The sequence below is a fragment of the Halostagnicola alkaliphila genome (genome assembly GCF_055379965.1).
This window is the reverse complement of the sequence record NZ_AP043826.1, coordinates 1,545,666-1,571,782: the sequence shown is the minus strand read 5'-3', so window position 1 is coordinate 1,571,782 and position 26,117 is coordinate 1,545,666. Positions and strand designations below refer to the sequence as shown.

General features: G+C 61.6%; 27 protein-coding genes. 13 read left to right on the top strand and 14 right to left on the bottom strand.

Annotated elements, in window-relative coordinates:
- Positions 1 to 34 precede the first annotated feature (34 nt).
- A complete protein-coding gene (locus tag ACZ5C7_RS12900; protein WP_464376710.1) occupies positions 35 to 1,696 on the bottom strand; it encodes a Na+/H+ antiporter NhaC family protein in 1,662 nt (553 codons plus the stop codon).
- Between the two features lie 108 nt (positions 1,697 to 1,804).
- Entirely contained in the window at positions 1,805 to 2,917 is a 1,113-nt protein-coding gene (locus ACZ5C7_RS12895; protein WP_464376709.1) for an OBG GTPase family GTP-binding protein, read from the bottom strand.
- Positions 2,918 to 3,298: 381 nt separating this feature from the next.
- Between ACZ5C7_RS12895 and ACZ5C7_RS12890 the strand changes: the two genes are divergently transcribed.
- Together ACZ5C7_RS12890 and ACZ5C7_RS12885 are read left to right on the top strand one after the other, a co-directional pair.
- On the top strand, positions 3,299 to 3,502 hold the full coding sequence (locus tag ACZ5C7_RS12890; protein ID WP_464376708.1) for a VNG_1110C family protein: 204 nt from the start codon (positions 3,299 to 3,301) through the stop codon (positions 3,500 to 3,502).
- A 197-nt stretch (positions 3,503 to 3,699) separates the two neighbouring features.
- Positions 3,700 to 4,692: an arsenic resistance protein gene (locus ACZ5C7_RS12885; protein ID WP_464376707.1), complete on the top strand. Its 993-nt coding sequence runs from the start codon at positions 3,700 to 3,702 to the stop codon at positions 4,690 to 4,692.
- A 54-nt stretch (positions 4,693 to 4,746) separates the two neighbouring features.
- Here ACZ5C7_RS12885 and ACZ5C7_RS12880 read toward each other — a convergent pair whose 3' ends face one another.
- The 3 genes from ACZ5C7_RS12880 to ACZ5C7_RS12870 form a co-directional block, all read right to left on the bottom strand.
- Positions 4,747 to 6,015, bottom strand: coding sequence for a TiaS agmantine-binding domain-containing protein (locus ACZ5C7_RS12880; RefSeq protein ID WP_464376706.1), 1,269 nt, complete (start codon positions 6,013 to 6,015; stop codon positions 4,747 to 4,749).
- A gap of 166 nt (positions 6,016 to 6,181) precedes the next feature.
- On the bottom strand, positions 6,182 to 6,517 hold the full coding sequence (locus tag ACZ5C7_RS12875) for a 2Fe-2S iron-sulfur cluster-binding protein (RefSeq protein WP_464376705.1): 336 nt from the start codon (positions 6,515 to 6,517) through the stop codon (positions 6,182 to 6,184).
- A gap of 203 nt (positions 6,518 to 6,720) precedes the next feature.
- Positions 6,721 to 7,263 (bottom strand): hypothetical protein, encoded by a 543-nt coding sequence (locus tag ACZ5C7_RS12870; RefSeq protein ID WP_464376704.1) that lies wholly within the window; start codon positions 7,261 to 7,263, stop codon positions 6,721 to 6,723.
- 191 nt (positions 7,264 to 7,454) lie between these two features.
- Here ACZ5C7_RS12870 and ACZ5C7_RS12865 point away from each other — a divergent pair, with 191 nt between their 5' ends.
- A complete protein-coding gene (locus ACZ5C7_RS12865; protein ID WP_464376703.1) occupies positions 7,455 to 8,864 on the top strand; it encodes a geranylgeranyl reductase family protein in 1,410 nt (469 codons plus the stop codon).
- A gap of 123 nt (positions 8,865 to 8,987) precedes the next feature.
- Here the strand turns inward: ACZ5C7_RS12865 and ACZ5C7_RS12860 are convergent, their stop codons facing one another.
- Positions 8,988 to 10,259 (bottom strand): amidohydrolase, encoded by a 1,272-nt coding sequence (locus ACZ5C7_RS12860; RefSeq protein WP_464376702.1) that lies wholly within the window; start codon positions 10,257 to 10,259, stop codon positions 8,988 to 8,990.
- 230 nt (positions 10,260 to 10,489) lie between these two features.
- Here ACZ5C7_RS12860 and ACZ5C7_RS12855 point away from each other — a divergent pair, with 230 nt between their 5' ends.
- Positions 10,490 to 11,506, top strand: a complete 1,017-nt coding sequence (locus ACZ5C7_RS12855) for a DUF8054 domain-containing protein (protein WP_464376701.1) — start codon at positions 10,490 to 10,492, stop codon at positions 11,504 to 11,506.
- Positions 11,507 to 11,655: 149 nt separating this feature from the next.
- Here the strand turns inward: ACZ5C7_RS12855 and ACZ5C7_RS12850 are convergent, their stop codons facing one another.
- A complete protein-coding gene (locus ACZ5C7_RS12850) occupies positions 11,656 to 11,985 on the bottom strand; it encodes a 30S ribosomal protein S10 (protein WP_464376700.1) in 330 nt (109 codons plus the stop codon).
- 163 nt (positions 11,986 to 12,148) lie between these two features.
- On the opposite strand from ACZ5C7_RS12850, the gene ACZ5C7_RS12845 reads away from it, so the two are divergent.
- Together ACZ5C7_RS12845 and ACZ5C7_RS12840 are read left to right on the top strand one after the other, a co-directional pair.
- Complete coding sequence (locus tag ACZ5C7_RS12845) at positions 12,149 to 12,586, top strand: bis(5'-nucleosyl)-tetraphosphatase (protein ID WP_464376699.1); 438 nt, start codon at positions 12,149 to 12,151, stop codon at positions 12,584 to 12,586.
- Between the two features lie 127 nt (positions 12,587 to 12,713).
- Positions 12,714 to 13,751, top strand: coding sequence for a DUF5787 family protein (locus tag ACZ5C7_RS12840; protein WP_464376698.1), 1,038 nt, complete (start codon positions 12,714 to 12,716; stop codon positions 13,749 to 13,751).
- A 32-nt stretch (positions 13,752 to 13,783) separates the two neighbouring features.
- Here the strand turns inward: ACZ5C7_RS12840 and ACZ5C7_RS12835 are convergent, their stop codons facing one another.
- Together ACZ5C7_RS12835 and ACZ5C7_RS12830 are read right to left on the bottom strand one after the other, a co-directional pair.
- Complete coding sequence (locus ACZ5C7_RS12835; RefSeq protein WP_464376697.1) at positions 13,784 to 14,293, bottom strand: DUF5797 family protein; 510 nt, start codon at positions 14,291 to 14,293, stop codon at positions 13,784 to 13,786.
- 107 nt (positions 14,294 to 14,400) lie between these two features.
- Positions 14,401 to 15,693 carry an MFS transporter gene (locus ACZ5C7_RS12830; protein ID WP_464376696.1) on the bottom strand — a complete coding sequence of 431 codons (1,293 nt, stop codon included), beginning with the start codon at positions 15,691 to 15,693 and terminating at the stop codon, positions 14,401 to 14,403.
- Between the two features lie 156 nt (positions 15,694 to 15,849).
- Between ACZ5C7_RS12830 and ACZ5C7_RS12825 the strand changes: the two genes are divergently transcribed.
- Positions 15,850 to 16,158 (top strand): transcription factor S, encoded by a 309-nt coding sequence (locus tag ACZ5C7_RS12825; protein WP_464376695.1) that lies wholly within the window; start codon positions 15,850 to 15,852, stop codon positions 16,156 to 16,158.
- A gap of 425 nt (positions 16,159 to 16,583) precedes the next feature.
- On the opposite strand, the gene ACZ5C7_RS12820 is transcribed toward ACZ5C7_RS12825, so the two are convergent.
- The 3 genes from ACZ5C7_RS12820 to ACZ5C7_RS12810 form a co-directional block, all read right to left on the bottom strand.
- Positions 16,584 to 17,318 carry a methyltransferase domain-containing protein gene (locus ACZ5C7_RS12820; protein WP_464378445.1) on the bottom strand — a complete coding sequence of 245 codons (735 nt, stop codon included), beginning with the start codon at positions 17,316 to 17,318 and terminating at the stop codon, positions 16,584 to 16,586.
- 1 nt (position 17,319) lies between these two features.
- A complete protein-coding gene (locus ACZ5C7_RS12815) occupies positions 17,320 to 17,709 on the bottom strand; it encodes a nascent polypeptide-associated complex protein (protein WP_464376694.1) in 390 nt (129 codons plus the stop codon).
- A gap of 115 nt (positions 17,710 to 17,824) precedes the next feature.
- On the bottom strand, positions 17,825 to 18,313 hold the full coding sequence (locus ACZ5C7_RS12810) for a PUA domain-containing protein (RefSeq protein ID WP_464376693.1): 489 nt from the start codon (positions 18,311 to 18,313) through the stop codon (positions 17,825 to 17,827).
- 195 nt (positions 18,314 to 18,508) lie between these two features.
- On the opposite strand from ACZ5C7_RS12810, the gene ACZ5C7_RS12805 reads away from it, so the two are divergent.
- Positions 18,509 to 18,697, top strand: a complete 189-nt coding sequence (locus ACZ5C7_RS12805; RefSeq protein WP_464376692.1) for a hypothetical protein — start codon at positions 18,509 to 18,511, stop codon at positions 18,695 to 18,697.
- Between the two features lie 192 nt (positions 18,698 to 18,889).
- Here ACZ5C7_RS12805 and ACZ5C7_RS12800 read toward each other — a convergent pair whose 3' ends face one another.
- Both ACZ5C7_RS12800 and ACZ5C7_RS12795 read right to left on the bottom strand, forming a co-directional pair.
- Positions 18,890 to 19,387 (bottom strand): LabA-like NYN domain-containing protein, encoded by a 498-nt coding sequence (locus tag ACZ5C7_RS12800; RefSeq protein ID WP_464376691.1) that lies wholly within the window; start codon positions 19,385 to 19,387, stop codon positions 18,890 to 18,892.
- 84 nt (positions 19,388 to 19,471) lie between these two features.
- The gene (locus ACZ5C7_RS12795) at positions 19,472 to 20,296 is read right to left on the bottom strand and encodes a M48 family metallopeptidase (protein ID WP_464376690.1); all 825 of its coding nucleotides are present in this window, start codon (positions 20,294 to 20,296) and stop codon (positions 19,472 to 19,474) included.
- Positions 20,297 to 20,743: 447 nt separating this feature from the next.
- On the opposite strand from ACZ5C7_RS12795, the gene dapA reads away from it, so the two are divergent.
- The 5 genes from dapA to ACZ5C7_RS12770 all read left to right on the top strand — a co-directional run bounded on the left by dapA (position 20,744) and on the right by ACZ5C7_RS12770 (position 26,012).
- Positions 20,744 to 21,673, top strand: a complete 930-nt coding sequence (dapA, locus tag ACZ5C7_RS12790) for a 4-hydroxy-tetrahydrodipicolinate synthase (protein ID WP_464376689.1) — start codon at positions 20,744 to 20,746, stop codon at positions 21,671 to 21,673.
- The gene (gene dapB, locus ACZ5C7_RS12785) at positions 21,670 to 22,437 is read left to right on the top strand and encodes a 4-hydroxy-tetrahydrodipicolinate reductase (RefSeq protein WP_464376688.1); all 768 of its coding nucleotides are present in this window, start codon (positions 21,670 to 21,672) and stop codon (positions 22,435 to 22,437) included. The genes dapA and dapB overlap by 4 nt, the downstream gene beginning before the upstream one ends.
- Complete coding sequence (locus ACZ5C7_RS12780; RefSeq protein ID WP_464376687.1) at positions 22,434 to 23,270, top strand: 2,3,4,5-tetrahydropyridine-2,6-dicarboxylate N-succinyltransferase; 837 nt, start codon at positions 22,434 to 22,436, stop codon at positions 23,268 to 23,270. Before dapB ends, ACZ5C7_RS12780 begins: the two co-directional genes overlap by 4 nt.
- 230 nt (positions 23,271 to 23,500) lie before the next feature.
- A complete protein-coding gene (lysA, locus tag ACZ5C7_RS12775; protein ID WP_464376686.1) occupies positions 23,501 to 24,736 on the top strand; it encodes a diaminopimelate decarboxylase in 1,236 nt (411 codons plus the stop codon).
- Positions 24,714 to 26,012, top strand: a complete 1,299-nt coding sequence (locus ACZ5C7_RS12770; protein ID WP_464376685.1) for a hypothetical protein — start codon at positions 24,714 to 24,716, stop codon at positions 26,010 to 26,012. Before lysA ends, ACZ5C7_RS12770 begins: the two co-directional genes overlap by 23 nt.
- Positions 26,013 to 26,117 lie beyond the last annotated feature (105 nt).

Sequence of the window (26,117 nt, the reverse complement as noted above, 5' to 3'; positions counted from 1 at the left end):
CTGAGAGCGGTTTGCCGATCTGATCGTCGAACAGTCACTCGGATTCGTCGTCGACCGCCGGTGTGCTCGAGGTGACGGGATCGACCCCCCGCCGGCGCGCGTCGAGCTCAGAGAGCCCGTAGACGAGCGCAACGAGGAGGATGGCCCCGAGCGGAAGGAAGACGATCGGCGGGACGCTCCCGAATCCGTACAGGAGATAACAGACCACCACGACGGCCATAACGGTTCCCGCATAGTAGAACTGCGTCCGAACGTGGTCGATCAGGTCCGCCCCGGTAAACGTCGAGGAGAGCACCGACGTGTCGGAGATCGGCGAGGTGTGATCGCCGAAGATCGCTCCCGAGAAGACGGCACCAACGACGACGGGCATGAGCTCGAACGTTCCGGTGAGCTCGTAGGCGACGGAGATGGCTATTGGAGTGATGATCCCCATCGTCGCCCACGACGACCCCATCGTAAACGCGACGAACGCGGCGACGAACAGGATCACGAGCGGGAGGATTTCGATCGGAAGGAAGTCTCCGACGGCGAGAGCGACGAACTCACCGGTCCCCAGCGCCTCGGCGACGTCGCTGATCCCCCAGGCGAGGACGAGGATCGTCACCGCCGTGAGCATCAGACTGAATCCGTCGAGTACCGTCTCGACGCTGTCTCCGAGGTCGAAGAGATCGTACCCGATACCGATCGCGATCGCCGTCGCAACCATAGCGAACGAACCCCAGACCAGCGCGCCAGCGAAATCGCCAAGACCGACGATGTCGACGAGCACCTGTATCAGGCCCGTTTCGTTCGCAGCCCCCGAAAGCGTCGTCGGAGCGTCTTCTGCTGCCTGTTCGGCGACCCATTCCTCGTAACCGGTCTGGAACGCACCGGCCAACGTGACGGCGATGAGGACGACGACCGGCGCGAAGAACGTCCGAAGCATCGGCTTCTCGTCGATCGGTTCGCCGAGATCCTTCTCGACCTCCTGTAACGGCTGGGCATCCTCACGGCTGACCTTCCCGGTCGACCGCGAACGGCGTTCGGCGGTGAGCATCTCACCGTAGTCTCGACCCGTGTAAACGATGATTCCGACCATCACGATCGCGAACAGCGCGTAGGTGTTGTACGGGATGGATCCGACGAACGTCTCGAACGCCGACGGTGCGTCGCCCTCGACGCCGATGTCCTCGTACGCCGTCGCGATCAGCGAGAGTTGAAACGCCACCCAGCTCGAGAGGCCAATCGTTGCCACGGGAGCGGCAGTCGAGTCGACGATGTAGGAGAGTTTCTCGCGCGAGATTCGGAGCTGATCCGAAATCTCACGCATCGTGCTCCCGACGATGGCCGTGTTCGCGTAGTCGTCGAAGAACATGAGCATCCCCAGTCCCCACGTCGCCAGGCCGACGTTTCGCTGCGTCTCGAGGCGTGCGGTTGCCCACTGCCTGACGGCCGTCGCGCCGCCGAGTCGCCAGATGAGCGCGACGCCCGAACCGAGTAAGAGCGTAAAGAGTAGTATCTGGACGTGAAAGCCGTCGTCGGCGATTATCGCGCCGACGATCCAGTCGAACGTTTGGGCAATGCCGAGACTCTCTGTGTAGATTATCGCGCCCGACCAGATACCCAGAAACAACGAGAGCATCGGTCGACGTGTTATTATTGCCAACAGTATCGCTAGGAGCGGTGGCAACAGCGAAATGGCTCCGAACTCAGACATGCTCGGAGAACGGACCATCGGCGGAAATAACTCTCGGATCGGTACGATCACTGAGAACGTCATCGGGTCGAGAAACTGCTACAGAGACTAATTGGCGGGTTCCAACTATTACCGCCGAAGAATCAGCTTGAGCACGTCCTCGTCCTCGAGCACGTGCTGATCGCCGACCTGCTGTTCGTCGTGGGTCGCGCTCGGACCCGACACGCGGGCGAACCGGAATCGCTCTTTCATCTCGCCGCCGAGTTTGTCGACCGCATCCTCGATGGTCGACCCTCGTTCGAGCATGAGCGGTTCCTCGTAGTCGACGCCCCGGCCCGGTTTGTCCATGTAGACCCGGATAAGATCCAGGTTCTCCCAGAGGCTATCCTTGAGCGCCTCGAGACCTTTCTCCTCCTCGGCGCTGATGAACGTGACTTCCTCCTCGGGGTCGAGCCCGCGGTCGCGAAGTTCCTCGTCGACGGTCTCCTTGTAGTCGGGTTCGATCAGATCGACCTTGTTCACGCAGGTGATCGAGGGGATGTACTCGCGATTTTCCATCAGGCCGTCGATCAGTCGATCGATGTCGACCTTCTCGCCGAGGTTCACGTCTGCGTTGACGTAGCCGTGTTCGCGGAGGACGTCCGAAATCGTTCCCTCGTCTAAATCCTGGTCCGCACTCGAGGTGATCTTGATCCCGTCTTTGATCTTCGGCCGAACCGTCACCCGGGGCGGTGTTTGGTCGACGCGGATGTTGATGTCGTAGAGTTCCTCCTGGAGTCGATCGTACTGTTCGATCTCGAACACGGAGAGGACGAAGAGGATAAGATCGGCGTTTCGCACGACCGAAAGAACCTGCTTGCCGTCGCCCTTGCCCGTCGCCGCACCCTGAATCAACCCGGGGACGTCGAGCAGTTGCATGTTCGCCCCGCGATGTTTGCACATCCCGGGATTGACGTCCAGCGTCGTGAACTCGTAGGACCCGGTCTCGCTGTCAGCGTTGGTCAGCGAGTTCAACAGCGAGGACTTGCCGACGCTCGGAAAGCCGACCAGCGCGACGGTTGCGTCGCCCGTCTTTTCGACATCGTAGCCGGTGCCCCCGCCCGCCGAGGACTGATTCTGAAGCTTCTCTTTTTTCTCTGCGAGCTTCGACTTCAACCGGCCGATGTGCGCCTCCGTCGACTTGTTGTAGGGCGTGCTGGCGATCTCTTCTTCGATTTCGTCGATCTCCTCCTCGAGCCCCATTTGCCTAAACGCAACCGTTCGTCCCGAAAAACCCTTTCCATGCGACGCGACGAACGATATCAAGTTGCTCTCCGCGGCATTCGAGAGCAATGAGATACCCTACCGGTGAGCCGCCTCGGGGTCAAGTGATTCGAGAGAGGTTCGTTCTTCCGAACGACCCTAGGCACTCGCCTTGTTTATCTGTGAACTGCCTCGGGGTCAAGCCCCGAGGAACTCGGCCTGCTCCGCCTATAGATCACGCCTCACGTTAGGCTAACGACCGGAAACTGCCAATGAGGAGTACGTTCGTTTTATCGACAGTGAAACGGCTTGTTTCATTACTCACACCGTTCGAATTCCGACACACATAAAACGGGTCGTAAGCACTGTCAAGCTACGAGAATGTCAAACCCGTCGCAACTGCGTGATAGCACCCAGATCGTCGTCCACCGCGAGGTGCTCCGACAGTACGAGACGCAGTTAATCGACGAGTTCACCGTCACCGTTTTTTCCGAGAGCGACGACTACTGTCGGATCATCGGCAGTCCGGTGGAAATCAAAGGGGCGAGCGAGTTTTTGGTACGACGTGGTGTGACCGTAGCCTGATCTGTTCAACGTCGCACGGTGGCCAAATTCGTTGATGAAGCCGACGAGCGCTGTTGGACGCTCGAGACTTCGTCCGAGAGGCTCCGAAGAAGGATCTTGTACAATTGCAATGTATCCATCACCTCGAGACGATGTATTCGTCGCCTTGAGGAACACAACCGAAGCCCCTTCACGAACCGAATCCGTTAGCGTCTCCCGTGAACGTCTTCGAGCGGTACCAGACCGGGTTGGTGCTGGCCGGAATCGTGATCGGACTCGGTGCCGGTCAGCTATCCGGCGTTCCGTCGGTAGCCGAGTCGCTTCTTCTCCCTTTTCTCATCGTGATGCTCTTCGCCGCGTTCGCCGGGATTCCGCTGTCGAAGCTCCGCCGGGCTTTCGGGAACCGCCGCGTGCTCGGCGCGAGCCTCGGCGTGAATTTTCTGTGGAATCCGCTGCTTGCGGTCGCGCTCGGAGCGGTCTTTCTGGTCGACCATCCCGCCCTCTGGGTCGGGCTGCTCATGTTGCTCGTGACTCCCTGTACCGACTGGTATCTGATTTTCACCGATCTTGCAAACGGAAACGTCCCGCTCGCAACCTCGTTACTACCGTACAACCTCGTGCTTCAGCTGATCTTGCTCCCGGTCTATCTGTACGCCTTCGCCGGCACGCTCGTCGACCTTCAGCTTCGATTCCTTCTCGAGAGCGTCCTCCTCGTGTTGCTCGTCCCACTGATCCTCGCGGTGGTCGTCCGCCGAATCATCGCGGCGCGAAATGAAAATACGTGGCTCGAGAGTCGATTTGAACCACTCCTCGGCCCGACGCAAGTCGTCTTCCTCTCGCTCGCGATCGCGGCGATGTTCGCCTCCCAGGGGGACGTGCTCCTCGAGCGGCCCGACGTTCTGGCGGTGCTCGCCGTCCCCGTCCTCGTCTTTTACGCGGTCAACTTCCTCCTCGGGCTCGCGATCGGACGGGTTCTCGACTTTTCCTACGGGGAGCTCGCCTGTTTCAACTGTACGATCCTCTCGCGGAACTCACCGACCGCGCTGGCGATCGCCGTCGTCGCCTTTCCGAACGAGCCGCTCATCGCGCTGGCGTTGGTGATCGGCCCGCTCCTCGAGTTGCCGTTGCTGGCCGTGGTCTCGAGACTTCTCCGGGGGGTAGACGAGCGAGGATGGGACGGCATCGAGACGGTCTCCTCGAGCGAGCAGTGAATCGATGGCTCGAACGAGTGCGCCACCAACGACATCACGAGACGAACCGTTGTGCTACCGCTCAGGATGCGTCGGCGCGTCGAATCCGCCCCGAACCAGCGGTTTCGCGATGTGTCGACGCGCACACGGCGGCACCTCGTACCACCCCTCCTCGAGCTCGCGCTCGATCGGAATCAGCGGCTTCTCGTCCGTACTGGTCCCACAATCCCGGCAGCGATACCCCTGATTCCGTCCGGCGCTTTTCATTGTCCGACCGCAGTCCGGACACGTCGGCGTCACGCGTTCGGTTTCGACGAGATTCCGAACCGCGAGCTTCTCGAGTTTGAGCGTTCCGCGCGAGACCTCGCCACAGACCGTGATTCGGTCGCCGACGCGAAGCGAACGTACGCGGTCGCGGAACCGTTTGGTCGGCTCGAACGCGGCGCATTCGAGCCGGTTCTCGTTCGAATCCTCGAGCGTGACGAAGACGTGTCCGCCGCGTTTCGTTTCGGGAGCGGTCGCTACCTCCCCGTCGAGTCGATATGCCCAGCCGTCGCGAGCCGCCGAGATCGTCCCATCGCGAAGGTGGGAGTCGGTTCCCTGATTCGTGACGAACAGTTGGCTCGAGGCCACTGGCTCGGCGTCGATCCGATCTGCGACCCGCCGGACCGTTTCGGAATCGTCGCCCCGGATTCCGTGGAGAATTGGACCGGGAGTGTGCGGAACGCAAACCGTCTCGTTTTCACCGCGGTCGACGGTGTCCCAGACGTTGGGATACCCCCGCTCGGCGGCGGCGAAGACGCTCTCGTGGTCGACTTCGCGGGTCGTTCCCCACCGCTCGGGCTCGCGATAGCTAATGTGTTCGTGAGTCCATTCTTCGAGCGCGTGCCAGCTCCCGATCGCCGCCAGCGCGCCGATCCGTCCGCGGCCGTTTCCCGCACCCCAGGATCGATACCCTCGTTCGTCGATCAGCGCCTCGGCTTCGGAAATCTCGAGGTGATCGCGGATCGCATCGAGTGCGAACGCGCCGACGGGTTCGGGGATCGACTCCGGTCCGTGGTCGGCGACGACGAGTCCCGGGTTCGTGCGCTCGTCCGCCGTTTCGGCGAGCGACTCGAGGGAGTCGCGAGCGACATCGAACGCTCTCTCGGAGTCACAGTCGGTGTGGATCGCGAGCGTCGCGTTTCCGCGCGTCTTGTGCTCGACTGCAGGATTGAGCCGGACCAATAGGAGCCGCGCGACGTCACCCTCGTCGCGGAGCCTGTCCGCAATCTCGGAAGCGACGTAGGTGGTACACATCCCGCGCTCCCGAGAGTCCGTATCGTCGAGTCCGACGATGGTCATTGGCCGTCGTTAGCGGGCGAAGAGGTAACGCCTTTCGGAGCGCTCCCGAAGCTGAAGGGAGCTGAAGACGACGAAATCGCGCTTCCAAAGAAGATGTTTCGACGGAGAACAGCGACAAGAGAGGGGTGTCGAAGCGAAGTCGAAAATCGATCGTCGCCCCGAGCGGTTAGTCGTCAGCGGTCGCCGGTTCGTTTCCCCCGTCCGCGTCCATCTCGGCTTCGATGCTCGGTGGATACTTCCCGCGCTCGAGTTTGAGATCCGATTTCGGACGCGCCATACAGGTGAGCGCGTACTCCTCGGCTTCGGCTTCGGTGAGACCGCGGGCCGCGGGCTGAGTAACTTCACCCTCGACGATTTCCGCAGAGCAGGCCAGACACATGCCGACGCGGCAGGAGTACTCTTGGGCGATGCCCTCCTCGAGACAGCGGCTGAGGATCGTCTCCTTGTCCGAGCAGGTGATCGTCTCGTTTGTGCCGACGAACTCGACGGTGTACTCTGTCATATCGCTCGATACGAAAGACCACATTAAAACTCTTTATTACGGATCTGTTGGAAACGCGGCGACATAACCCCTCGCCGGCCGGTGTTTTATCGACGAAATAGCGTCTTCCGGTCGAAGGTATCCCGCCGAAACGGGTTCGGAACGCTCAGCCTCAGAACGGGGGAACTAATTCGATGTCAGAACGGAAGGAGTCGGTCGATGAGTCAGGGGGAGGAGCGTTTCGAACGCTCGTGGTACCACCCGCCGAACGCGCCCAGCGGAACGATCACCCAGCCGGCGAACACGAGCGCGAACTGAAACGCCGGAACCGTGAGTGCGAGTGCGAAGACGATCGATTCGCCGACCGCTGCGGTGCCGCCGAGTACGTTGTATGCTCCGATCACGAGCCCGACGCTTAGCCCGCCGGCGAGCATGCTCACCATCGACGTGCAGGTGCCCAGAATCGCGCCGAGTAACGGATCCGGCGACTCGGAATCGATTTGCCGCCAGAGTACCGTCCCGACCACGAGCGCTGTTGGGATCGCGAGTGGGACGAAAAACGTCCCCGCGATGATGGCGAATCCGACGAGATCCTGGCCGGCAACTGCGGTCAACGCCCCGCTGTACAAAACCGCCAGCGACGCCCCGAACCAGAGCGTGACCGCGAGCAGACCGGTCGCCGCCATCGCAATGCCACCACCGAAATCGTGCCGGTCGGCGTAGGGGAGTCTCCCGGGACCGAACCGATGACAAAGCGTTCCAGTCATCTATTCAATATTTTGACGGAAGCGACCTAACTGTTCGCACCGGTTTCAGACACAGTGTTGGAGTCACTGAATGGAGTCAGTTACTCAAGACGACCGAACAGGCCTCCCCCTCGCTGTGGTCCGGTTCTGACCCTCTCGAACCAACGAATCACACGAAAAACGTTTTCTTACCCGGGTAACCACTCATAGGTATGAGTACGCAGGAACAGTCGGCATCCACCGCGACGTCCGAGACGCACTCGCCCGACGTGGTCGTCGTCGGTGCGGGAACCGCAGGTTGTTACGCGGCCGCGACGGTCGCACAGGAGGGCTACGAGGTCGCCGTCCTCGAGCGGAAAACCGAAGAAGAGGCGGGCCACATCGCGTGTGGCGACGCGTTGAAGGGAGCCGACGCGTTCCCCGACGCCATCCCCAAATCCCAGCTCGAGCCGGCGTTTACGAACACCGGCGTCGACCACGGGCGGTTCGAGATTCCACAGGAGGACACCGTCCTCGAGATTCCCGTTCCGGGCGAACTGGCCGTCATCGACCGCTGGGAGTACGGCCGACGAGTCATCGAAGGAGCCGAAGACGCGGGTGCGGACTTTCACTACGATACCGTCGTTCAGGACGTCTTGCAGGGCGGGGACGACGGTCGAGTGACCGGCGTGAAGGCGATGTGCAAGGGCCAGCCCCGAACCTACGAGGCCGACATCGTCATCGACGGCGCGGGCTCGCTTTCCGTGCTGCAAGATCACGTCGACTTCTCGGGGTCCACGTTCGACACCAACGTCAACTACTCGCAGTTCTGTTCGGCCTACCGGGAGATCGTCCACGTCGAAGAGCCGGTCGAGTGGGACGACGCGCTGGTCTTCAAGCCGACCGAACGCGCGGCGGGCTACCTGTGGTACTTCCCGCGAACCGACACCGAGATCAACGCCGGGCTGGGCTTTCAGATGACCGAGGAACCGATGGAACTCGTCGACGACCTCAAACGCGATCTCGAGAACCGCGAGGAGTTCGAGGGTGCCGAAGTCGAGGACAAACTCGGCGCGGCGCTCCCGACCCGTCGACCCTACGATTCGGCCGTCCACCCCGGATTCATGTCCGTCGGCGACGCCGCGGGCCACGTCAACCCGACCACCGGCGGCGGGATCGCGGGCGCGGCTTACGCCGGAAGCTACGCCGCCGACCAGGCCATCGAGGCCCTCGAGACCGGCGACTACAGCGAGGAAACCTTCTGGCGGTACAACGAGCGCGTCATGGATCACTTCGGCGCACGATACGCGGCCCTCGACGTCTACAACATCCTCTCGACGGCGGTCGACATCGACGATCTGATGGGACTGCTTGCCGCGATGCCCGGCGATAAGCTCGCCGAGGCGCTCTATTCGGGAAGCGCAGATATCGGACTCAAGCTCAAACTCGAGTCGCTGATCAAGAGCCGCGGCCACTGGGGCACCATCTGGAACCTCTACCAGACCAAACAGCGAGCCGACGAGTTGCTGGCCCATTACGAAGACTATCCCTCGAGTCCGGCCGAGTTCGAGGCCTGGCAGACCGAACGAGACGAGTTGATGGAGAAGGTCTACGAGACCACCGGCGCGGATCCGAAGTACTGACGCCGCGACTAGCCCGATCGTCGACTCGCTCTCGATACGCTCTTTTGCTCGGTTCGATGGAATTCTCGAAGAAGAGACACGGGTTAATAACGATCTCCTAACGGTCGTCTCGCCTGGCCCTCATTAGGGACGGTCTCGAGCGATCCGTTCGATCGCACCCGACAGCACGTCGATTCCGTGACCGATGCTCTCCTCGTCGACGTCGAAGGTGGCCGTGTGATGGCCGCCCGGGTGGTCGGTGCCGACGCCGACGTAGCAGGCCAGTCCGCCGTTTTGCTGGACCTCGCGCATCAGGAACGTCGCGTCTTCGCTCCCGCCGAGTTCGTCGCGCTCGAGGATCGAATCCACGCCGTCGACGCTTCCCGCGGCGTCCGCGACGATGGAGACGAGCTCGTCGTCGCTGTGTGCACTCGGTGCCTCGGCACCTGTTTCAACCTCGAGTTCGCAGTCGTGCATTTCGGCCGCGGACCTGAGGACGTTTCGGGCCTTCTCGTCCATGTACCGCATCAGTTCGGTCGTCTCACCACGAACTTCCGCGACGAGTCTCGCCTCCTCGGGAATGACGTTCGCCGCGGATCCGCCCTCGATAACGCCGGCGTTGATCCGCGTCGCACCCTCGGCGTGGCGCGGAATTCCGTAGAGATTCTGGACCGCCGTCGCGAGCGCTTGATTCGCGTTTCGGCCCTGTTCCGGATGGCCGCCCGCGTGCGCCGACTCGCCGGTGAACGTCGCCTCGAGGTGGACGACCGCGAGGAATCCCTCGACACCCGCGACGACCTCCCCCGTCGGGTGGTCGAGACCGATATGCACCGCGAGCAGGTGGTCGACGTCCGCGATGTGTTCGCTCTTTGCCATCGACTTGCCGCCGCCGACGACCTCCTCTGCGGGCTGGAAGAAGACCTTGAGCGTCCCCGAGAAATCGCTCTCCTGGATCGCCTCGAGAACGCCGATTCCGATCGTCGCGTGGGCGTCGTGACCGCAAGCGTGCATCGCGCTCTCGTGTTCAGATCGAAAGCCCCCCGAAACGGGAGCGTGATCCGCGTCCTCGGACTCCTTTCGGGGCAAGCCGTCGATATCCACGCGGAGACCGACGGTCGGTCCTGCGCCCTGTTCGATAACCGCAACTGCGCCCGTGTAGCCGCCCTCGAGGGACTCGAGAACGGACTCGTCGACGTCGTACGCCGATGCTTGCTCGTACCACGCCGACAGTTCGTCGTCGTCCGGCAACCCCATCCGGTGTTCGTCGGCGAGGGCGTCCGGACCGACGTGAAGTTCGTCGAGGTCGAGTTTCTCGAGTTCTTCGACGATCCGTGCGGTGGTGTAGAACTCGCGCCACGCCGGTTCGGGTCTTCGATGGAGATCGCGGCGAAGCGAAACGTGTGATCCGCTGGTCATGCCTATACCTTCTCAGGAGTCCTCAAAACTGTGCCGGACAGAGTGTCAGCATGTGGCGGGAAGATCGAACGAAAATCGAGAGCCAGCGAAGAAACCGGTCGGACGAATCGCGCCGGTGAAAACGGCTCAACGTCCGAATATCTGCCGTTCGAATCGTCAATCGAGTGAATTGAAGCGTCGAGGCCGGACCCCAAAATTAAACAATATATGAGTTCGATCATACGGATGAAATGAAGATTGATGTCGTCGAAGCGCTCCATCAGCCGGAATACACCGGCGAAAACCGATGCGAGCCGTGTACGATTTTGAACCTGGTTATTGCCGCCATTCTGAGTTCTCTCATCGCACGTAAATCGAAACTCGGCGGGCTGATCGCTATCGGCTGTTCAATCGGGCTAATCTATCTGCGAGGGTATCTCGTTCCGGGAACTCCGACGCTAACGAAGCGATATCTCCCGCCCGAGATCCTCCGGTGGTTTGGAAAAGATCCGGAGCCGGTGGTCGCATCCGGACTCGGATCGCTCGAGGCGGAGACCGATAGCGAGCGGACGGTAACTGAGCGGGCGGACGACGACGGAGCTACCGGTCCCAAAGCGTCGTCGGCCTCGAGCGGGACGGACGGGGAGTCCCCAACCGACTCGGCTGAAGACGTAGACGGGGACCAGTCCGAATCCGCTCCCGCCTCGGAATCGGCTCAAGCGGACAACAGTGACGAGGGGCCCGAAGCAGGGATGGATCTCGAGACGTACTTTTTGGAGCAGAATATTCTCGAGCCGTGCGAGGACTCGGAGGACCTCTGTCTGACCGAGGCGTTCGAAACCGCGTGGTTCGAAGCGATCGAACCGATCAATTCCTCGGAGATCGCCGCACCGGCGGCCGTCGAGGCGTTCGGATTCGACGACGATCCCGAGGAGTTCGAACTCGTCACGCGAGACGACGTCCATACCCTTCGGACGAACTCGAGTCGAACCGGGCAATGGCCCTCGCGCGCGGCGCTCGTCGCGGACATCGCCGCGAGCCGCGTCTTCGAATCCTGGATCGACGATTGGGAGACGTTCGACCCCGCTCAGAAGGGACAGGTGCTGAACAGTCTTCGAATGTTTCTCGAGACCTGCCCGACGACCAACGGCGACATTCAGATGGGCGAAGAAGTCGTCGAATCCTGCTGTAGTTCGCACAAAGTGTTCGCCGTGACCTGTGAGGATACCGGCGAACGACTCTTCGAACACCGTATTACGGACGTCTAACTGGTCGGCGAATCACTGCTGAGAGGGCGTTTCGTTGCAACGGCCGAAACGGAGACGGGAGAACGAACCACCTTCGTCGCGACTGGTTCATCGGGAGAGGACCGAACCGGCGAATCTCGTAGCCGGCTCGTCCGTGAACGCTGATCGGCTCAGTTCCCCATGTCGTGAATCTGCTCGACTTCGGCTTCGATGTGAATCGATTGGGGAAAGTTCTGGGATGCGATATTTCGTGCGAGGTTATCGTGTCCGTGAATCTCGAGTTCGCGCGTGAAAACGGTGTACTCCCACGAGGCGAATCGTCGCTCGTCGTCGTTGTGGAGTCGACAGTGCTGTGGGACCGAGAGCCGTTCCGGCGGGTGAGAATGCGGGCCTTTCAGCGCCGCTCCCTTGCGTTCGGCGGTTTCTTTGATATCCTCGACGAGCCCGTCGAGGGCCGCTCGATCACCACTCTGGAGCGTGAGACGTGTGACGAAGGTCATGGCTGGTGTTGTACACACATCCTCGGTGATGGCGTAAAAGCTTGCTGAGATACGTCGGCGGTCGGCAGACGGAGGTGCGTGTCTGGCAGGCAGAGACGTGTCATGATCTAGCGCCAGAAGACAGTCCGATATTCACTTAACGCCACACCCGTTATTCCCTGTAATGGCAGTCGAAGCTACGAGCGCAGGCGCGATCCTCTTCCGCGATACGCGGGGCCGGCGCGAGTATCTTCTACTCAAGAGCCGCCCAGGCGATTGGGAGTTTCCCAAGGGCGGTGTCGAGGGAGGCGAAGAACTTCAGCAGACGGCTATCCGCGAAGTAAAGGAAGAGGCAGGAATAGAGCAGTTTAGATTACTTGATGGCTTTCGCGAGGACTACAGCTACGTCTTCGAGGCGAACGGAACGACGATTCACAAGACCGTCCACCTCTTTATCGCGAAATCCTTCGAAGCGAGTGCCGAACTCTCGAGCGAGCACCGCGACCTCCAGTGGCGCGATTACGAGCAGGCGGTCAACACCGTCACGCAGGACGGTCCTCGAGAGATCTTCGAACAGGCTCACGATTACCTCGACGTGCTCGAGGCCGAAGACGAGATCTAAGCGGAACTCGTTTTCAACCGGGATGCACAACGGCGTCTAGCTGCTGGTGTGGGCAAGCGACTGAACCCAGGAATCGAGTTCTCGAAGACCACAGCACATTTCGATACCCCACTCGTAGTGCCGACCAGTGAGTCTCCACGGATCTTCGGAATTCGGGTTCGAACTCGCCTGCTGTCGCTGGGTCGAGCGGGAGTGGCCGCTCGAGGAGGCAGATTGCTCGGTCGTCGTCGCCCGCCAGCTCGGCACGAAACGCCGACGGTGGGATACCATCGTTCTCGAATGCGATCTCGACGGGCTCAGACAGCGTGCGCTCTTCGGCCCGGACCGCCTCGACGGGGACCTGTTACACGTCGTCCGAAACGCACCCGAGGAGTGGGCCTACTACCGCGACGCGCTCCCCCATCCCGGCTACCCCTGGCGGTACGTTCGCGAGTCGATCCACGAAGCAGACGATCGAAACATTCTCGAAACCCGTCGAAACGGGAACCGGATCGAGATTCGCAGAAAGTGGTCCTATCCGGACTGGCTCGAGCGGATTATCGCGATCGAGAACAAGCCTGATCTCGACGCCAGCGCCGCCCGGACGCTCGGTCCACAACTCGAGTACGACGTCGCGATGGCGCTGGCGGACGAGGTTTGGGTCGCGACCGAGGCCACGGGCGACCGCGTCGAACCGGCACTCTTCGAGGGACTTCCGGTCGAAGCCGGGATTCTCTCGCTCGACCCGGCCACTCTCGAGGGAGCGGTCGCGTGGCATCCGCGAGCGCTCTCGGTCGAGGATCCCGGGACGCGGATCGAGGAGCGTCCGTCCGGAAACAATCGGGACGCCTCGGCCGCCCGATTCGAATACGTCGATCCCGAGGTGAAAGCAAAGCAGCGACTCGCGATCGCTGAGCGCGCCTACGAGCGCGGTTGGCGCTCGTTCGTGGATACGATGCGGCCCGATTGCAAGGCGTTCGAACTTCGCTCGCACGGCCAGTTCCTCCCGTACTGTCGGGCGAAAGACTGTCTCCCGACCGCGGCTGAGTGCTCCGGATCGTGTCCGTCCTACGAACCGGAACCGCCCACCTGGCGAACCCGCGGGTGGCCGATCGAAGGTGGTCCTGGCAAACGAACGCAGAAACTGCTCGAAGAGCGGCGGCGCCGAAACCGGCCGGGATTATAGCACGGAACCGGTCGCCCCCCGTTGCAACCGTCTCAGTCCGAATCCGAGACCGAAACCTCGAGGTCGTCGCGGTCGAGCGCGAGTCGAAACGTCGGCACCGTTCGGTACTCGACTTCCACGACGTCTTTCCGGCGAAGACTCTGGAGGCCGGATCGGACGTCTTCGCTTTCCGGATCGACATCGTAGGCCTCTCGGAGCTTGTGGAGGACCGAAACCACGCTCTCCGATTCTTCGTCGGGGCCGGCGAGTACCTCGACGATCTGTGCGTGTAACTCCGGGACGCGAATCGCCGACGGCGCGCCGTCGCTGTCCGGATCGCTGACGACGCCGGGTTCGACGTCGACCAGTTCCGCCGCTTCCGCGGTCGCGCGGATCAAACTGTTGTCGTCGCGAAAGTAGTAGTCACCCAGATCGTTTTCGAGGATCTGATGGACCTCGCTGCCGCTTTCGACACCCCACCGGTCCTGTAGTTCCGAGTTTTTCGTCGGCTGTAGCTCCACCACGTCGGCCAACCGTTCTCGAGCCTCCTCCGAGAGCGTCATCGTCGAATCGTATGTGCATCCGGTACTTTTGCGTTGCGCCCTGTCGATCCGAATTTCGGTCTCCGTGGAGATCACGAAGAAGAGTCGTCCTGTCAGTGGATCGCCACTCAGCTTCCGATACCGGGGAGCGTCGTCGCCGTCTCGAGCGTTTCCTCGACCTGTGTGAAGACCAGCGCCGCGCCGACAGCCGCGATCACTGCACCGAAGACGAACGGCACTGCGAATCCGTACCCGATCAAGAGACCGGATGCGAGGGGGCCGATGGCGATTCCAAAGCCGAACGCCATCGTGAGGATCGACAGTTTGGTTCCGGATTCCCCTTTTCCGGCGAGGTCACCGGCGAGGGCGAGCGACGGCGCGAACACCATCGCGCCCGCAACTCCCTGTAGGAGTCGGGCGAGCAACATCAGTTCGGAGGTATCGATGAACCCCTGGACGAGCGTCGTCGGAACGAGAAAGGCCATCCCGAGCACGATGAACGGCCGACGACCGTACCGGTCACAGGCCCGACCGATCGGCGTCTGGAGCAGAACCTGTGCGATGACGAAGGCCGCAAACTGGAGGCCGAACCACGTCGCGCCTTGCTCTAAGTGCTCGTTGATCTGCGGTTGGATCGTCGCGAAAAGTCCGATCGTGGTCGCCAGAAAGAGCGTCGCCACGCCTAACGTGAAAATCGGATCGAAGAAGTTCGATCCAGACGGATCCCGCACGGCGATCGACATGTCGGCCCCCGCGTTTTCCCTGGTCGATTCGGGGTCTGCGATGAGGATCGTGACCATCACGTAGCTAATCGTTGCGGTAATCGCGGCGACGTAAAAGGCGGCGTCGAATCCGGTGATGGAGAAGCCACCGAGGAGAGGGATCGAGTACGGACCGGCGTTGACGACCGCACCCGCCGCGACCGGGCCGGCACCGAAGCCGATCAGGCGAAAGGTGTTGTAGACACCCATATTTCCGCCTCGATCTTCCGTGGTCGCGATTTCGTTCACCAGCGCGATCGATGCCGGAACGATAAACGCGACGCTCAATCCCTGTAGACCCCGAATTACGACCAGCGAGAGATAGCTCTCGGCGAAGACGTACGCGAGGTTCGTTACCGCCAACCCGGACAGTCCGACGAGAATGAACGCTTTTCGCCTCCCCGTCCGATCGGAAAGTCGACCCGTAAACGGCTGGAAGCTGCTGTTTACAAACCCGAACAACGAGAGTATGCCGCCGATGATTACTGACTCCGCGAGACCGAAGGTTGCGCCGGTAATGACATCGCTGCCAACGTAGAGGGGAATAACGACGATAAGAAACGAGTTGCCGATTCCGTCCGCCATCCGTGCGAACGCGAGCGCGAGGACTTGCCGATCGACAACGAATGCGGAGTAAACTCGCCGAAAGAGTGCCGCCATCTTTTGATAGATCGGTAACCCATCCCAATTATGGTTTCGAATCGAAATGTAACCCGTACGGCTTCCTGATGGCACTACTGGAACGACCCGTTCCGAATCGAACTGATCCGGTAAACGGGTCGCTTAAGTCACTCGGACTTCGTAGCCCGTATACTGATGGAGTTTTGCGACGAATGCGGTTCGATGATGAAAGCCGAGGACGGCACGTGGGTCTGTGGGAGCTGTGACTTCACGAAGCCGAAAGGTGACGCCGCAAAGTACACCGTAACCGAAGGGCAAGAAGCCAGTGAGGTTATCGAATCCTCCGGCGAGACGTCGTTACCCGAAACCGATGCCCACTGTCCGGAGTGTGGCCACGATCGGGCGTACTGGTACATGAAACAGATCCGTTCGGCGGACGAATCCGAAACGCGGTTTTTCATCTGTTCGGAATGCGAGTACAAGTGGCGCGAAGACGATAACTAGGGCTCGAGTCGAGCGACCGGCCGCCCAACCGAGTCGAGACGAACTACTTTCGAATCCGCTACTCGAGGCGGGGCAGTCGTTCACGTCTGTGGGTACGTTTCAGTCTATACTACCGGACCGTCCCATACTATCAGACAGTACTACGTGAAGATCGGTCGCTCCGTTGAGCCGTCGCCGGTGGAGACGGCCGCAAATTCGCGACCGACTTCGTATTGACTTCTATCCGATAGTATCAAAAACGACGTCGAGCGAGAGAGTCCCCCTCGTCTCGACGACGAGAGTGCCCGAACCGTTCCGTGCCTCTGACAGTGCCCGATCCGGTTTTCGGTTGCCCGCTTGAAAATTGCGGGCAATGAAACGTGGGTCGTCCCGGAGAATAGTGCAATGCTTGAGCTATCAAGGACGTGCGTCACCGACCGCGTCGGTTACTCGTTTCGAGCGATCGTCAAATACCCGGTGTGACCGACGGGCGCCGTCGACGGTCGCGAGCCGCGCTCGTCGAAATCCATCTCCCGCTGGATCGTCTCTCGAGTTCTGACGTTCGAGAGTTCGGCCTCTCGAGCGGCCGCGACGACGTCTCGAGTCGATTCGACGAAGGGGCTATATACCGCGAGAAATCCGCCTTCGACAAGGAGGTCGGCCGCCGACGCGACGATCGACGGCGCGTCGCCGGTGTCGAGCGTGACCACGTCGAAGGGCTCCTCGGTCAACGACTCGAGGTCGTCGATCACGTCGCCGGCGCGAACCTCCACGCGATCCTCGACGCCGCCGAGTGTCATGTTCTCGCGTGCGACCTCGGCGAATTCGGAATCTTGTTCGTAAGTAACGACATCCGCGCCGGCACGAGCCACGAGCGCTGCGAGGACGCCCGTTCCCGTTCCGGCATCGAGCACCCGGTCACCGACCGAGATCCCCGTTTCGCCGATCACCAGTCCGATATCGCGGGGCACCATCGGGGCACCCGTCCGTTCGAAGTGGTGAAATAGGTCCGGACCGCGGAGCCGTCGGACCCGGAACGCAGTCCCCAGATGCGTCTCGAGGGTCGTACCCGGTTCGATATCTTCGGGAACCTCGAGGACACCGAGGTCCGTACCGAACTCTTCGCCCGGTTCGACGAGATACTCCCGGTCGTCACGAACGAGCAAGACGGGAACCGTCACGTCACTCGAGTTCCGCGACCGTCGCCGCGAGATCACCGTCGTTGTTCTCGAGCGCTTCGCGGGCTTCGTCCTCGCTTGCGCCGGTTCGCGTGACGACGAGGTCGACGTCGTCTTCGTCGACGCCGCTCGAGTCACCGCCACTGTCAGCGTCGGCACTTTCTATCGCTCCCGCGGAACCCGAATCGCGTTCCTCGGGCGTCCCGATGACCTGGTAGGTTTCCTGGCCGCGTGCGTCCATTTTCGTCACTTCCGCGTCGGTAAAGACGAGGTCGTGTTCTGCCGTGCGGATGATGACCTCTTCGGCGTCGATGTCGTCGACGTCGATCCCCATCTGTTCCATCATCTGTTCCATCTTGCGCGGATTCAATCCGCCGCCGCCTCCTCCAAACATACTCTGACTCTCGTCACCCGCGACCTTTTACCCTGCGGTCTGGAACGCTCGATTCGAAACGTTCACCGCAACGAGAGAACCCTCCGATGCGAGAGAAATAAACGACGAACGAGAACTATTCCGCTTGCGGGACGCCGTTCCGCACTTTCACCGCCATCCCCGTCTGGAAGTCCCCCATTCCGGCGGCGTCGAGCTCCGCACGGCCAACCGCGATCACTTCGCCGCGTTCGTGTACTACCACAACCTCGTCTCCCGGTCTGATCTGTTCGCCCGCCTCGAGGACGAACTTCGCGAAGACGTTCTTGCCGTCGCGCACGAACGGCTCGCTTTCGTCGTCAACGATGACGCGATAGGCTGGCGACTCGAGCGCCGAGGCGAGACGACGTCCGCCTTCGATCCCGAGCGTGAAACGGCCGTCAGTTCCGAACGAGACGATTCGACCCGACTCGGCGAGGACCTGCTGGGGACGACCCGAGGCGGTCCGTTTGATCGTCAGCGACCCGTCTTCCGGAAACAACGTCTCCCCCGCACCGGACCCGAACTGGTAGTCCGCGATCGTTCGGAGATTCGAAATCCCGGTTCGGCCGTCGACTCGTTCGCTCATTATCCACTGTCGGAACTCGGTGCTCGAAAGGGTGTCGAACGTCTTGTCCGACCGCTCGCGAGTTTAAAACCGCGGAAGTAGTCAACCAGGGAGCTCTATCCGAGAAATTCGGAGTGTTTTGCCGAAGGACCGCAGCCAGGGTCCGAACGAGATAGTGAAGGTTATAAAACATCGTTCGAAAGGGATACCAATCGCATGAACGTCACACAGATCGGTCTCGGTCTCGCCCTGCTGGGCGTGAGCAGTCTCACACTTACTGGACCGGCTCTCCTCGACTCGAGTGCGCTCGGTTATACGGTCCCGATCGTCGCAGCGCTCGTCGCCGCTGGTGCGCTCATGATCGGCGTCGTTCGAAACAATGCCGACCCTCGTGGGCAGTACTGAACCGCTTCGGGTCATCGTTGCAGGATCTCGAGTCGCCGTCTGATGGATTGTAGGTCAGTAATTCTTCGTTCAAAAAACGCCGTTTGTTTCGGTACTCGAGATGTTTCTCGAAAGGGGACTCTTCCCGAAGGTAGTAGGGAGAAGTACGCGCTGAGACCTGAACTCGAGGAGTGGAGGGGCGAACTCGAGTACTTAGAGCAGAAACGTTTCGTGGCGTTCGCCGAGATCGAGGAACGTATCCGCGGCATCGATGAGTTGCTCGGAGGTCGAGGACTCGAACGCCATCACTTCGACGCGGACGCCTTCGTGGCGGAGGTGCGAACAGAGCCGGGAGAAGTCCCCGTCGCCGGTACAGAGAACGAGCGTGTCGATGTGATTCGCCAGCGTGATCGCGTCGAGGCTCATCCCGACATCCCAGTCGGCCTTCTTGGTCCCGTCGGAGAATCGCTTGATGTCTTTAATTTTCGTCTCGAAACCGATGTCGACCAGCGCGTCGAAGAACGTCTCCTCTTCGGGCGAATCCGCGCGGATCACGTACGAAATGGCGCGAACGAGCTGTCGATCCTGAACGGCTTTCTCGAGTAACGCCGAGTAATCGATGTTACGGCTGTGCATACTTTGTGCGGTATGATAGAGGTTCTGGGCGTCGACGAGAACCGCGACGCGCTGACTTGGATGAATATCTGTCACACTCGCGTATGTGACGGGCGCACGTAAAAAAATCGCGTCGTAGCGGTCGAAATACTTACCAACTCGCGACACCCGCTTCGGTAGTTAGTATCGGAGCTTCTCGATGCGTTTTTCCGTCGGCGGGTGGGTCGCGAAGATCTTTTCCATGATGCTCTTGTCCGAGTTAAGGATACAGAGCGCGCTCATGCTGTCGTCCATCTTCGACTCCTTGCCCTGTGCGCCCTGAGAAATCTTCTCGAGCGCTCGCGCGAGCGGGTCGCCGCTGCCGATCGCCTGTCGCGCGTCGTCGTCGGCGACGTACTCTCGGTATCGCGAAATCGCGAGCACGAAGATCATCACGAGCATGTTCGCGATAGTCGAGGCGGCTATCGCGAGGATGTAGCTCCCGATGTTTCGTTCGCCGCCCATCAGTACCGCGAAGTATGCGACGTAACCGACCATCATCCCGATGGACTGGCCGACGACCATCGTGATGACGTCGCGGTTTTTGATGTGAGCGATCTCGTGGGCGATGACGCCCTCGAGTTCGTCGCGCTCGAGCAAGTGCATCAGTTCGTTCGAGACGCAGACCACGCCGGCGCCTTTTCGTCCGACGGCGAACGCGTTGGGAACGCCCATATCCATGACCATCAGTTTGGGTTTTTTGACGCCCATATCGCGAGAGAGCGACTCCGTCATCTGATGGACTTCCTGATACTGTCCGTCCTCGGGCATCTCTTCAGCGCCACGGAGAGCCATCCACTTCCCGATTTTGTACTGAACCGCTGGGAGGACGATGATCCCGACGAGTAAGACGGGGATCAGTGGAAGACCCAGCATCACCGACAGCACGGTCGCTGCACCGATATACAGTGCAAACAGGATGGTACCGACGACGACCATCCGAAGTTTCAGTCCGAAATCTGTCATAGGGTGGTATTGGTAAGCCGATGGCATAAGTTACGCGAAACGTGATGTCATGCGTTACCGCGGCACTTGTTTGAGTTTTGCCCAATCGGGAACGATTGCTCCATAATCAGGCGTCGGCAGGACAAGGACGGACGATGATCGACAGCAATAGGGTATAGAGCGCGTATCGGGGAACACGATCGGCCGCCGAAATCCACAACGGATAAGTTCGTCCGCTGTGAGCTATCCAGTATGCGTCGCCTCGCTCACCGATCGGCCAGCCCGACCGTGAGCGGTGCGAAACCTCGTTTTCTGAAAAAACGTGCCTGAGAGTACTCGAGGCGGGCGTGGCGTCCCGTTTTGGGTGCGATCCTGACTCCAACTCCGACCAGCGACCGCTCGGGCGGGGACGCACGAATCATCACATCCAAGTAGCCAACGACCCACCAACATACCAATAGAACACCCATGACGGACGATATCGACTTTACGGGCGTCTTCCCGGCAATGTGTACGCCCTTCGACGAAGACGAACGCATCGACTTCGAAACCCTCCAGACCGACGCACAGCGACTCGAGCGCGCGGGCGTCGACGGCCTCGTTCCCGTCGGCTCGACGGGCGAATCCGCGACGCTGACTCACGAAGAGCACGTTCAGGTCGTCGAGGCGGTCATCGACGCCGTCGGCGACGTGCCCGTGATCGCGGGCTCCGGTTCGAACAACACTCGAGAGGCGCTCGAGCTCTCCGAGCGCGCCGCCGACGCCGGCGCGGACGGCCTGCTCCTCATTTCGCCGTACTACAACAAGCCCGAACAGCGCGGCTTTCTCGAGCACTACCGGACGATCGCCGACGCCGTCGACGTGCCACAGATCGTCTACAACGTTCCCTCGCGAACGGGCCAGACGCTCGAGCCCGACACGGTCGTCGAACTCGCCGAGCACCGAAACATCGCGGGCTACAAGGCCGCGGAGGGCGACCTCGGCGCGATCGGCGAAATCGTCGAACGAACGACGGACGAGGACTTCTCGGTGCTTTCGGGCGACGACGCGTTTACGCTCCCGGTCATCTCCGTTGGCGGAACCGGGACGATCAGCGTCGCCGCGAACGTCGAACCCGAACGGACCTGCGCGATGGTCGGAGCCGCGCTCGACGGCGATTACCAGCGCGCTCGGAACCTGCACCACGAACTCGGCCCGCTGTTTCGCGAACTGTTCGTCGAGACGAACCCGATTCCGGTCAAGGAAGCCATGGAGATCCGCGGCAACTGCTCGGCGCGAATGCGTCCGCCGCTCACGCGACTCTCCGAGGAGTATCAGGAGGGACTCGAGACCGTCCTCTCGGATCTAGAAGAGAGTTCCGCGGCGGTCGCTGACACGAGGCCGGAGGGTGATCGATGACGGTCCGGGTCGGCGTCACCGGGGCCACGGGCCGGATGGGCGAGGAAGTGATCGGCGCGGTCACCGAGCGAGAGGACGTCGAAGTCGTCTTCGCGGTTAACCGCAGTACGAACGCCGAGGACGTCCACGGGGTCGAACTCGAGTCCGCCGATACCTTCGACGATCTCGTCGTCGAACGCGAACCTGCTGCCGTAATCGACTTTACGGGCCCCGAATCAGCGCTCGAGTACGCTGAAAGCTGTGCGGAGGAAGGCGTCGCGTTCGTCACCGGAACGACCGGCTTCGACGACGACGGCCTCGAGACGCTCGAGGACGCCAGCGAGTCGATTCCGCTCTTGCACGCGCCGAACTTCGCTCGTGGCGTGCAGGCGCTGGTCAACGTCGTCGGCGAGGCGGTCAGTAACCTGCCCGGCTACGACGTCGAACTGGTCGAGACCCACCACAACGGCAAGCGAGACGCCCCGAGCGGGACGGCGAACCGACTGCTCGATGAGATCGAGGAAAACGGCGACTTTAGCGAGCGCACGCACGGGCGCGAAGGTGATCAACCCCGAGAGGAAGCCGAGATCGGCGTTCACGCGCTTCGGGCCGGCGACATCACCGGTGAGCACGAGATACTGCTGGCCGGAAACCACGAGGAAGTCCGGCTCACACATCGTGCGGAGGATCGCGGCGTGTTCGCCGCGGGGGCCGTCGACGCGGCGGTCTGGATCGCAGGACGCAAGTCGGGCTACTACGACTTTTCGGACGTGATCGCAGAATGAGCGCACTCGAATCCGACATTTCGACCCTGTGGGAACGGTACGAAAACGACGAAATCAACGCAGAAACGGCCGACGAGGACGCCCTCGCGACCCTCGAGGACTTCCTCGACGCGCTCGAGGCCGGCGACGTTCGCGCGGCCGAAAAGCACGGCGACACCTGGGAAGCTAACGCCTGGGTCAAGCAGGGCATCCTGCTCAACTTCGGCCTTCGATCGACCGAGCCCCGCGAGTACGGCGGCGTCACCTACAACGACGTCCTTCCGCTCGCGGACTCGAGCGAGTACGGCGACCGCGGGAGCCGCAACACGCCGGACGGGACGGCCGTCCGCCGCGGCGCACATATCGGCTCCGACTGCATCATGATGAGCCCCGCGTTCGTCAACATCGGCGCCCACGTCGGCGACGGCACGCTTGTCGACTCCTGTGACACTGTCGGCTCCTGCGCCCAGATCGGCGAGAACGTCAAACTCGGCGCGAACACGCTCATCGGCGGCGTCTTAGAGCCCGTCGAGGACGCGCCGGTCATCGTCGAAGACGGCGTTTCGCTCGGCGCGGGCTGTCGCGTCACCAGCGGCTTCGTCGTCGGCGAGAACAGCGTCGTCGGCGAGAACACGCTGCTCACGCCCCGAATCCCCGTCTACGATCTCGTCGAGGAGGAGGTCATCTTCGGCGAACTGCCCGCCGAGCGTCGGGCGTTCACCCGATTCGTCGAGTCCTCGGTTAGCGACCACGACCTCTTCGAGGGCGGCGCGTACAAGCCGGCCGTCGTCGCGACCGACCTCGAGACGCAAACGCTCGAGGCGACCGAACGCGAGGACACGCTTCGCGAGTAACCCGTCGAGTACGCTGTTTTTGGTTGTCTCGGGCTCTCGCGAACCAAGGGACCGAAACTCGAGTAACCCGAACTCGACCGGTTCGGCGCGACCGTCGACGGCCTCGCCGGTCCGTTCTTCGATCGTTTCGGCCACCTCAATCGGGCACTGTTTCCGGGACGTCTGCGTAGGGCACCAGTCCGCTGGCTAAACCCAAACGCTTGAATCCTCCCGGTCACTTGCAGTTGACAATGACTGCTATCGAGGACTCGCCGGCGGTTCGCCGGCTCGCCGATTGGGACGCCGGGAAACTCGAGTCGCTCGCCGCGGAGTACGGAACGCCGCTTTACGTAATCGACCTCGATCGCGTGAAGGCGAACTACACCCGATTTGACGCCGCCTTTCCTGACGCAGACGTAATGTATGCGGCAAAGGCACACACGGGACGGGCCGTTCTCGAGGCGGTCCTCGAGGCGGGTGCAACGATCGAGTGTGCGGCCTGGGGCGAGTTGCAGCGGTCGATCGACGCCGGTGCGGATCCGAACGAACTCCAGTACACCGCCGTCAACCCGCCGGATCACGATCTCGATTACGCCGTCGATCTCGGTGACGAAAACCCCGGACTGACGATCACGATCGGCGCGACGGATACCCTCGACCGCCTCGCAGAACGGGGGTACGACGGACGGATCGCGATCCGCATCAATCCGGGAATCGGAACGGGTCACCACGAAAAGGTCGCAACCGGAGCCGATGCGAAGTTCGGTATCCCTTACGAACGCGTTCCGGAGGTCGCCGACCGCGTCCGCGAGGAGTTCGAACTCGTTGGAATCCACGCCCACGCGGGTAGCGGCGTCCTGACTGACGGCCTCGAGGACCACTGCCGAGCGATCGAACGAGTCGGAGAGATGGCGCGACGAGTCGGCGACGAAGACCTCGAGTTCGTCGACGTCGGCGGCGGCTATGGCGTCCCCTACCACGAGGACGAGGCGCCGCTCGATCTCGAGGCCGCCTCGGATGCGGTTCGGGACGCTGTTGGCGAGCTCGACGCGACCCTCAAGCTCGAGCCGGGACGCTACATTGTCGCCGACGGGGGCCTGATTCTGAGCGAGGTGAACACGATCAAGAACGCACCCGATACGACGGTCGTCGGCGTCGATGCCAGTCTCGCGACGCTCATCCGTCCCGCGATGTTCGATTCCTATCACCCGATGTTGAACGTCACCGAACCGGGTCGCGAGCCGCTGCCGGTCACGGTCGGCGGTCCGGTCTGTACCAGCGCGGACGTCTTCGCTCACGACCGACCGGTCGCACGGCCGGAACGCGGAGACATCCTCGCGATTGGGAACGCCGGCTCGTATGGGTATGAACTTGCCAGCCAGTTCCACTCGCAGCCGCGACCGGCCGAGGTTGCACTCGAGAACGGAAAGAGCCGCGTTGTCCGGCGACGGGAGACACTTGAAGATGTCACTCGAGTCGAACAGTAAGCGTCGCGAACGTGGTGAAACGGGAGTACCGAACGCGGAGCACGGAGACGCCGACCCGGGCGTCGTTCGCGTTCGAGTCTCCTCTCGTCGGCGGTTCGAAGCGGCAGACTTCGAACCCAGTCAGGACAAATTCAAGGACGTGATCGTCCTCCCGGCTTGCGTCGCCGACCGACTCTTCCCCGGGGATGCGACGACGGGGTACGTACGCGCATCGGCACCCGACAGCGATCAGACCGTGACACTGTACGCGCTCAGATTTGCCGACGCTCACGAATCCGATGCGGATCCGACCCCGGACGCGTATTTGCGCCAAAACGTCCGACGGCGAATCGATCGGCTGCCCGAGCACGAAGCCTCAACGTTGGAGCTCGAGTCGGTCCCGGGACAGGAGTCCGGAGCGCTTCGAGTCGTTCGATTCTCGACTCGAACGGAAAGCACTCGAGGTGACGAGTGTCGAGTCCACCCGAGTGTTCTCGAGACGATCGACGTCGACGACGGTGACGAAATCGAGTGCTACAATCCGGAAACGGGCGGTCGACTGCGAGGGAACGTTCGCGCCGAACCGGAATTAGGCACCGACGAAATCTCGTTGGGGACGCGCTCACGAAAGTTACTGCGGGTCGAGATCGCGTCTCGGGTGAGCGACGATATCTGTCGAACGGTTCGGCTCCGAACGCCAGTTCAAACGACGTCTACGACGGTCGACGATACGGGTCCGATCGCCCGGCTCCGGGAAGCCGGGGCTCGAGTGACCGATCGACTGTGCGACACCGCCGTTGGGTATCACGAGATTCGCCTACGGGTCATCCTCGGGCTCAATACCGACGAAGGACGCGGCATCGCTCGAGTCAACCGGGAAACGATGCGCGTTCTCGGCATCGATGACGGTGACCGGGTGGATATCGTCGGCGATCACGCCCCTCGAACGGTCCAATGCTACGAAATCACACCGGACAGCCACCTCATCGAAACCGACGAAGACTTCGACACAACGGACATCAAGGATCGAGTTATCCTGTTACCTGCGACCGAACGGGAAGCCGCAGGTGCACTCTGTGACGACGTCGTTCGGGTTCGGCGCAACACGGGTCACGTGGCGGTCCGAAGCATCGTCCCGTCGATGTTCGGATTTCTGGGCGTGTTCGTCGGCGGCCTCCAGACGATTACGTTATTGCTTTCACCCGAACTGTATCGACCGGCAGTTTCGGTCGTGGTTCTGCTCAGTCTCGCGGCCGTCTGGCTCGTCCTGTGGCCGGAGCGCCAGCGGTGTCAATGAGACGAGAGTAGCACGGAAGGTGGCGGCAAAAAGTAACGCCAGCAATCGAAAAACGACGGCGCGGATCGGTGTGGGTGCGCGTCGGTTCTCGCATTCAACGTGCGA

Excerpts from the sequence above, each read along its gene's own strand:
- ACZ5C7_RS12900 (WP_464376710.1), bottom strand. The coding sequence starts at position 1,696 with ATGTCTGAGTTCGGAGCCATTTCGCTGTTGCCACCGCTCCTAGCGATA.
- ACZ5C7_RS12895 (WP_464376709.1), bottom strand. The coding sequence starts at position 2,917 with ATGGGGCTCGAGGAGGAGATCGACGAAATCGAAGAAGAGATCGCCAGC.
- ACZ5C7_RS12890 (WP_464376708.1), top strand. The coding sequence starts at position 3,299 with ATGTCAAACCCGTCGCAACTGCGTGATAGCACCCAGATCGTCGTCCAC.
- ACZ5C7_RS12880 (WP_464376706.1), bottom strand. The coding sequence starts at position 6,015 with ATGACCATCGTCGGACTCGACGATACGGACTCTCGGGAGCGCGGGATG.
- ACZ5C7_RS12875 (WP_464376705.1), bottom strand. The coding sequence starts at position 6,517 with ATGACAGAGTACACCGTCGAGTTCGTCGGCACAAACGAGACGATCACC.
- ACZ5C7_RS12870 (WP_464376704.1), bottom strand. The coding sequence starts at position 7,263 with ATGACTGGAACGCTTTGTCATCGGTTCGGTCCCGGGAGACTCCCCTAC.
- ACZ5C7_RS12865 (WP_464376703.1), top strand. The coding sequence starts at position 7,455 with ATGAGTACGCAGGAACAGTCGGCATCCACCGCGACGTCCGAGACGCAC.
- ACZ5C7_RS12860 (WP_464376702.1), bottom strand. The coding sequence starts at position 10,259 with ATGACCAGCGGATCACACGTTTCGCTTCGCCGCGATCTCCATCGAAGA.
- ACZ5C7_RS12855 (WP_464376701.1), top strand. The coding sequence starts at position 10,490 with ATGAAGATTGATGTCGTCGAAGCGCTCCATCAGCCGGAATACACCGGC.
- ACZ5C7_RS12850 (WP_464376700.1), bottom strand. The coding sequence starts at position 11,985 with ATGACCTTCGTCACACGTCTCACGCTCCAGAGTGGTGATCGAGCGGCC.
- ACZ5C7_RS12845 (WP_464376699.1), top strand. The coding sequence starts at position 12,149 with ATGGCAGTCGAAGCTACGAGCGCAGGCGCGATCCTCTTCCGCGATACG.
- ACZ5C7_RS12835 (WP_464376697.1), bottom strand. The coding sequence starts at position 14,293 with ATGACGCTCTCGGAGGAGGCTCGAGAACGGTTGGCCGACGTGGTGGAG.
- ACZ5C7_RS12830 (WP_464376696.1), bottom strand. The coding sequence starts at position 15,693 with ATGGCGGCACTCTTTCGGCGAGTTTACTCCGCATTCGTTGTCGATCGG.
- ACZ5C7_RS12825 (WP_464376695.1), top strand. The coding sequence starts at position 15,850 with ATGGAGTTTTGCGACGAATGCGGTTCGATGATGAAAGCCGAGGACGGC.
- ACZ5C7_RS12815 (WP_464376694.1), bottom strand. The coding sequence starts at position 17,709 with ATGTTTGGAGGAGGCGGCGGCGGATTGAATCCGCGCAAGATGGAACAG.
- ACZ5C7_RS12810 (WP_464376693.1), bottom strand. The coding sequence starts at position 18,313 with ATGAGCGAACGAGTCGACGGCCGAACCGGGATTTCGAATCTCCGAACG.
- ACZ5C7_RS12805 (WP_464376692.1), top strand. The coding sequence starts at position 18,509 with ATGAACGTCACACAGATCGGTCTCGGTCTCGCCCTGCTGGGCGTGAGC.
- ACZ5C7_RS12795 (WP_464376690.1), bottom strand. The coding sequence starts at position 20,296 with ATGACAGATTTCGGACTGAAACTTCGGATGGTCGTCGTCGGTACCATC.
- dapA (WP_464376689.1), top strand. The coding sequence starts at position 20,744 with ATGACGGACGATATCGACTTTACGGGCGTCTTCCCGGCAATGTGTACG.
- dapB (WP_464376688.1), top strand. The coding sequence starts at position 21,670 with ATGACGGTCCGGGTCGGCGTCACCGGGGCCACGGGCCGGATGGGCGAG.
- ACZ5C7_RS12780 (WP_464376687.1), top strand. The coding sequence starts at position 22,434 with ATGAGCGCACTCGAATCCGACATTTCGACCCTGTGGGAACGGTACGAA.
- lysA (WP_464376686.1), top strand. The coding sequence starts at position 23,501 with ATGACTGCTATCGAGGACTCGCCGGCGGTTCGCCGGCTCGCCGATTGG.
- ACZ5C7_RS12770 (WP_464376685.1), top strand. The coding sequence starts at position 24,714 with ATGTCACTCGAGTCGAACAGTAAGCGTCGCGAACGTGGTGAAACGGGA.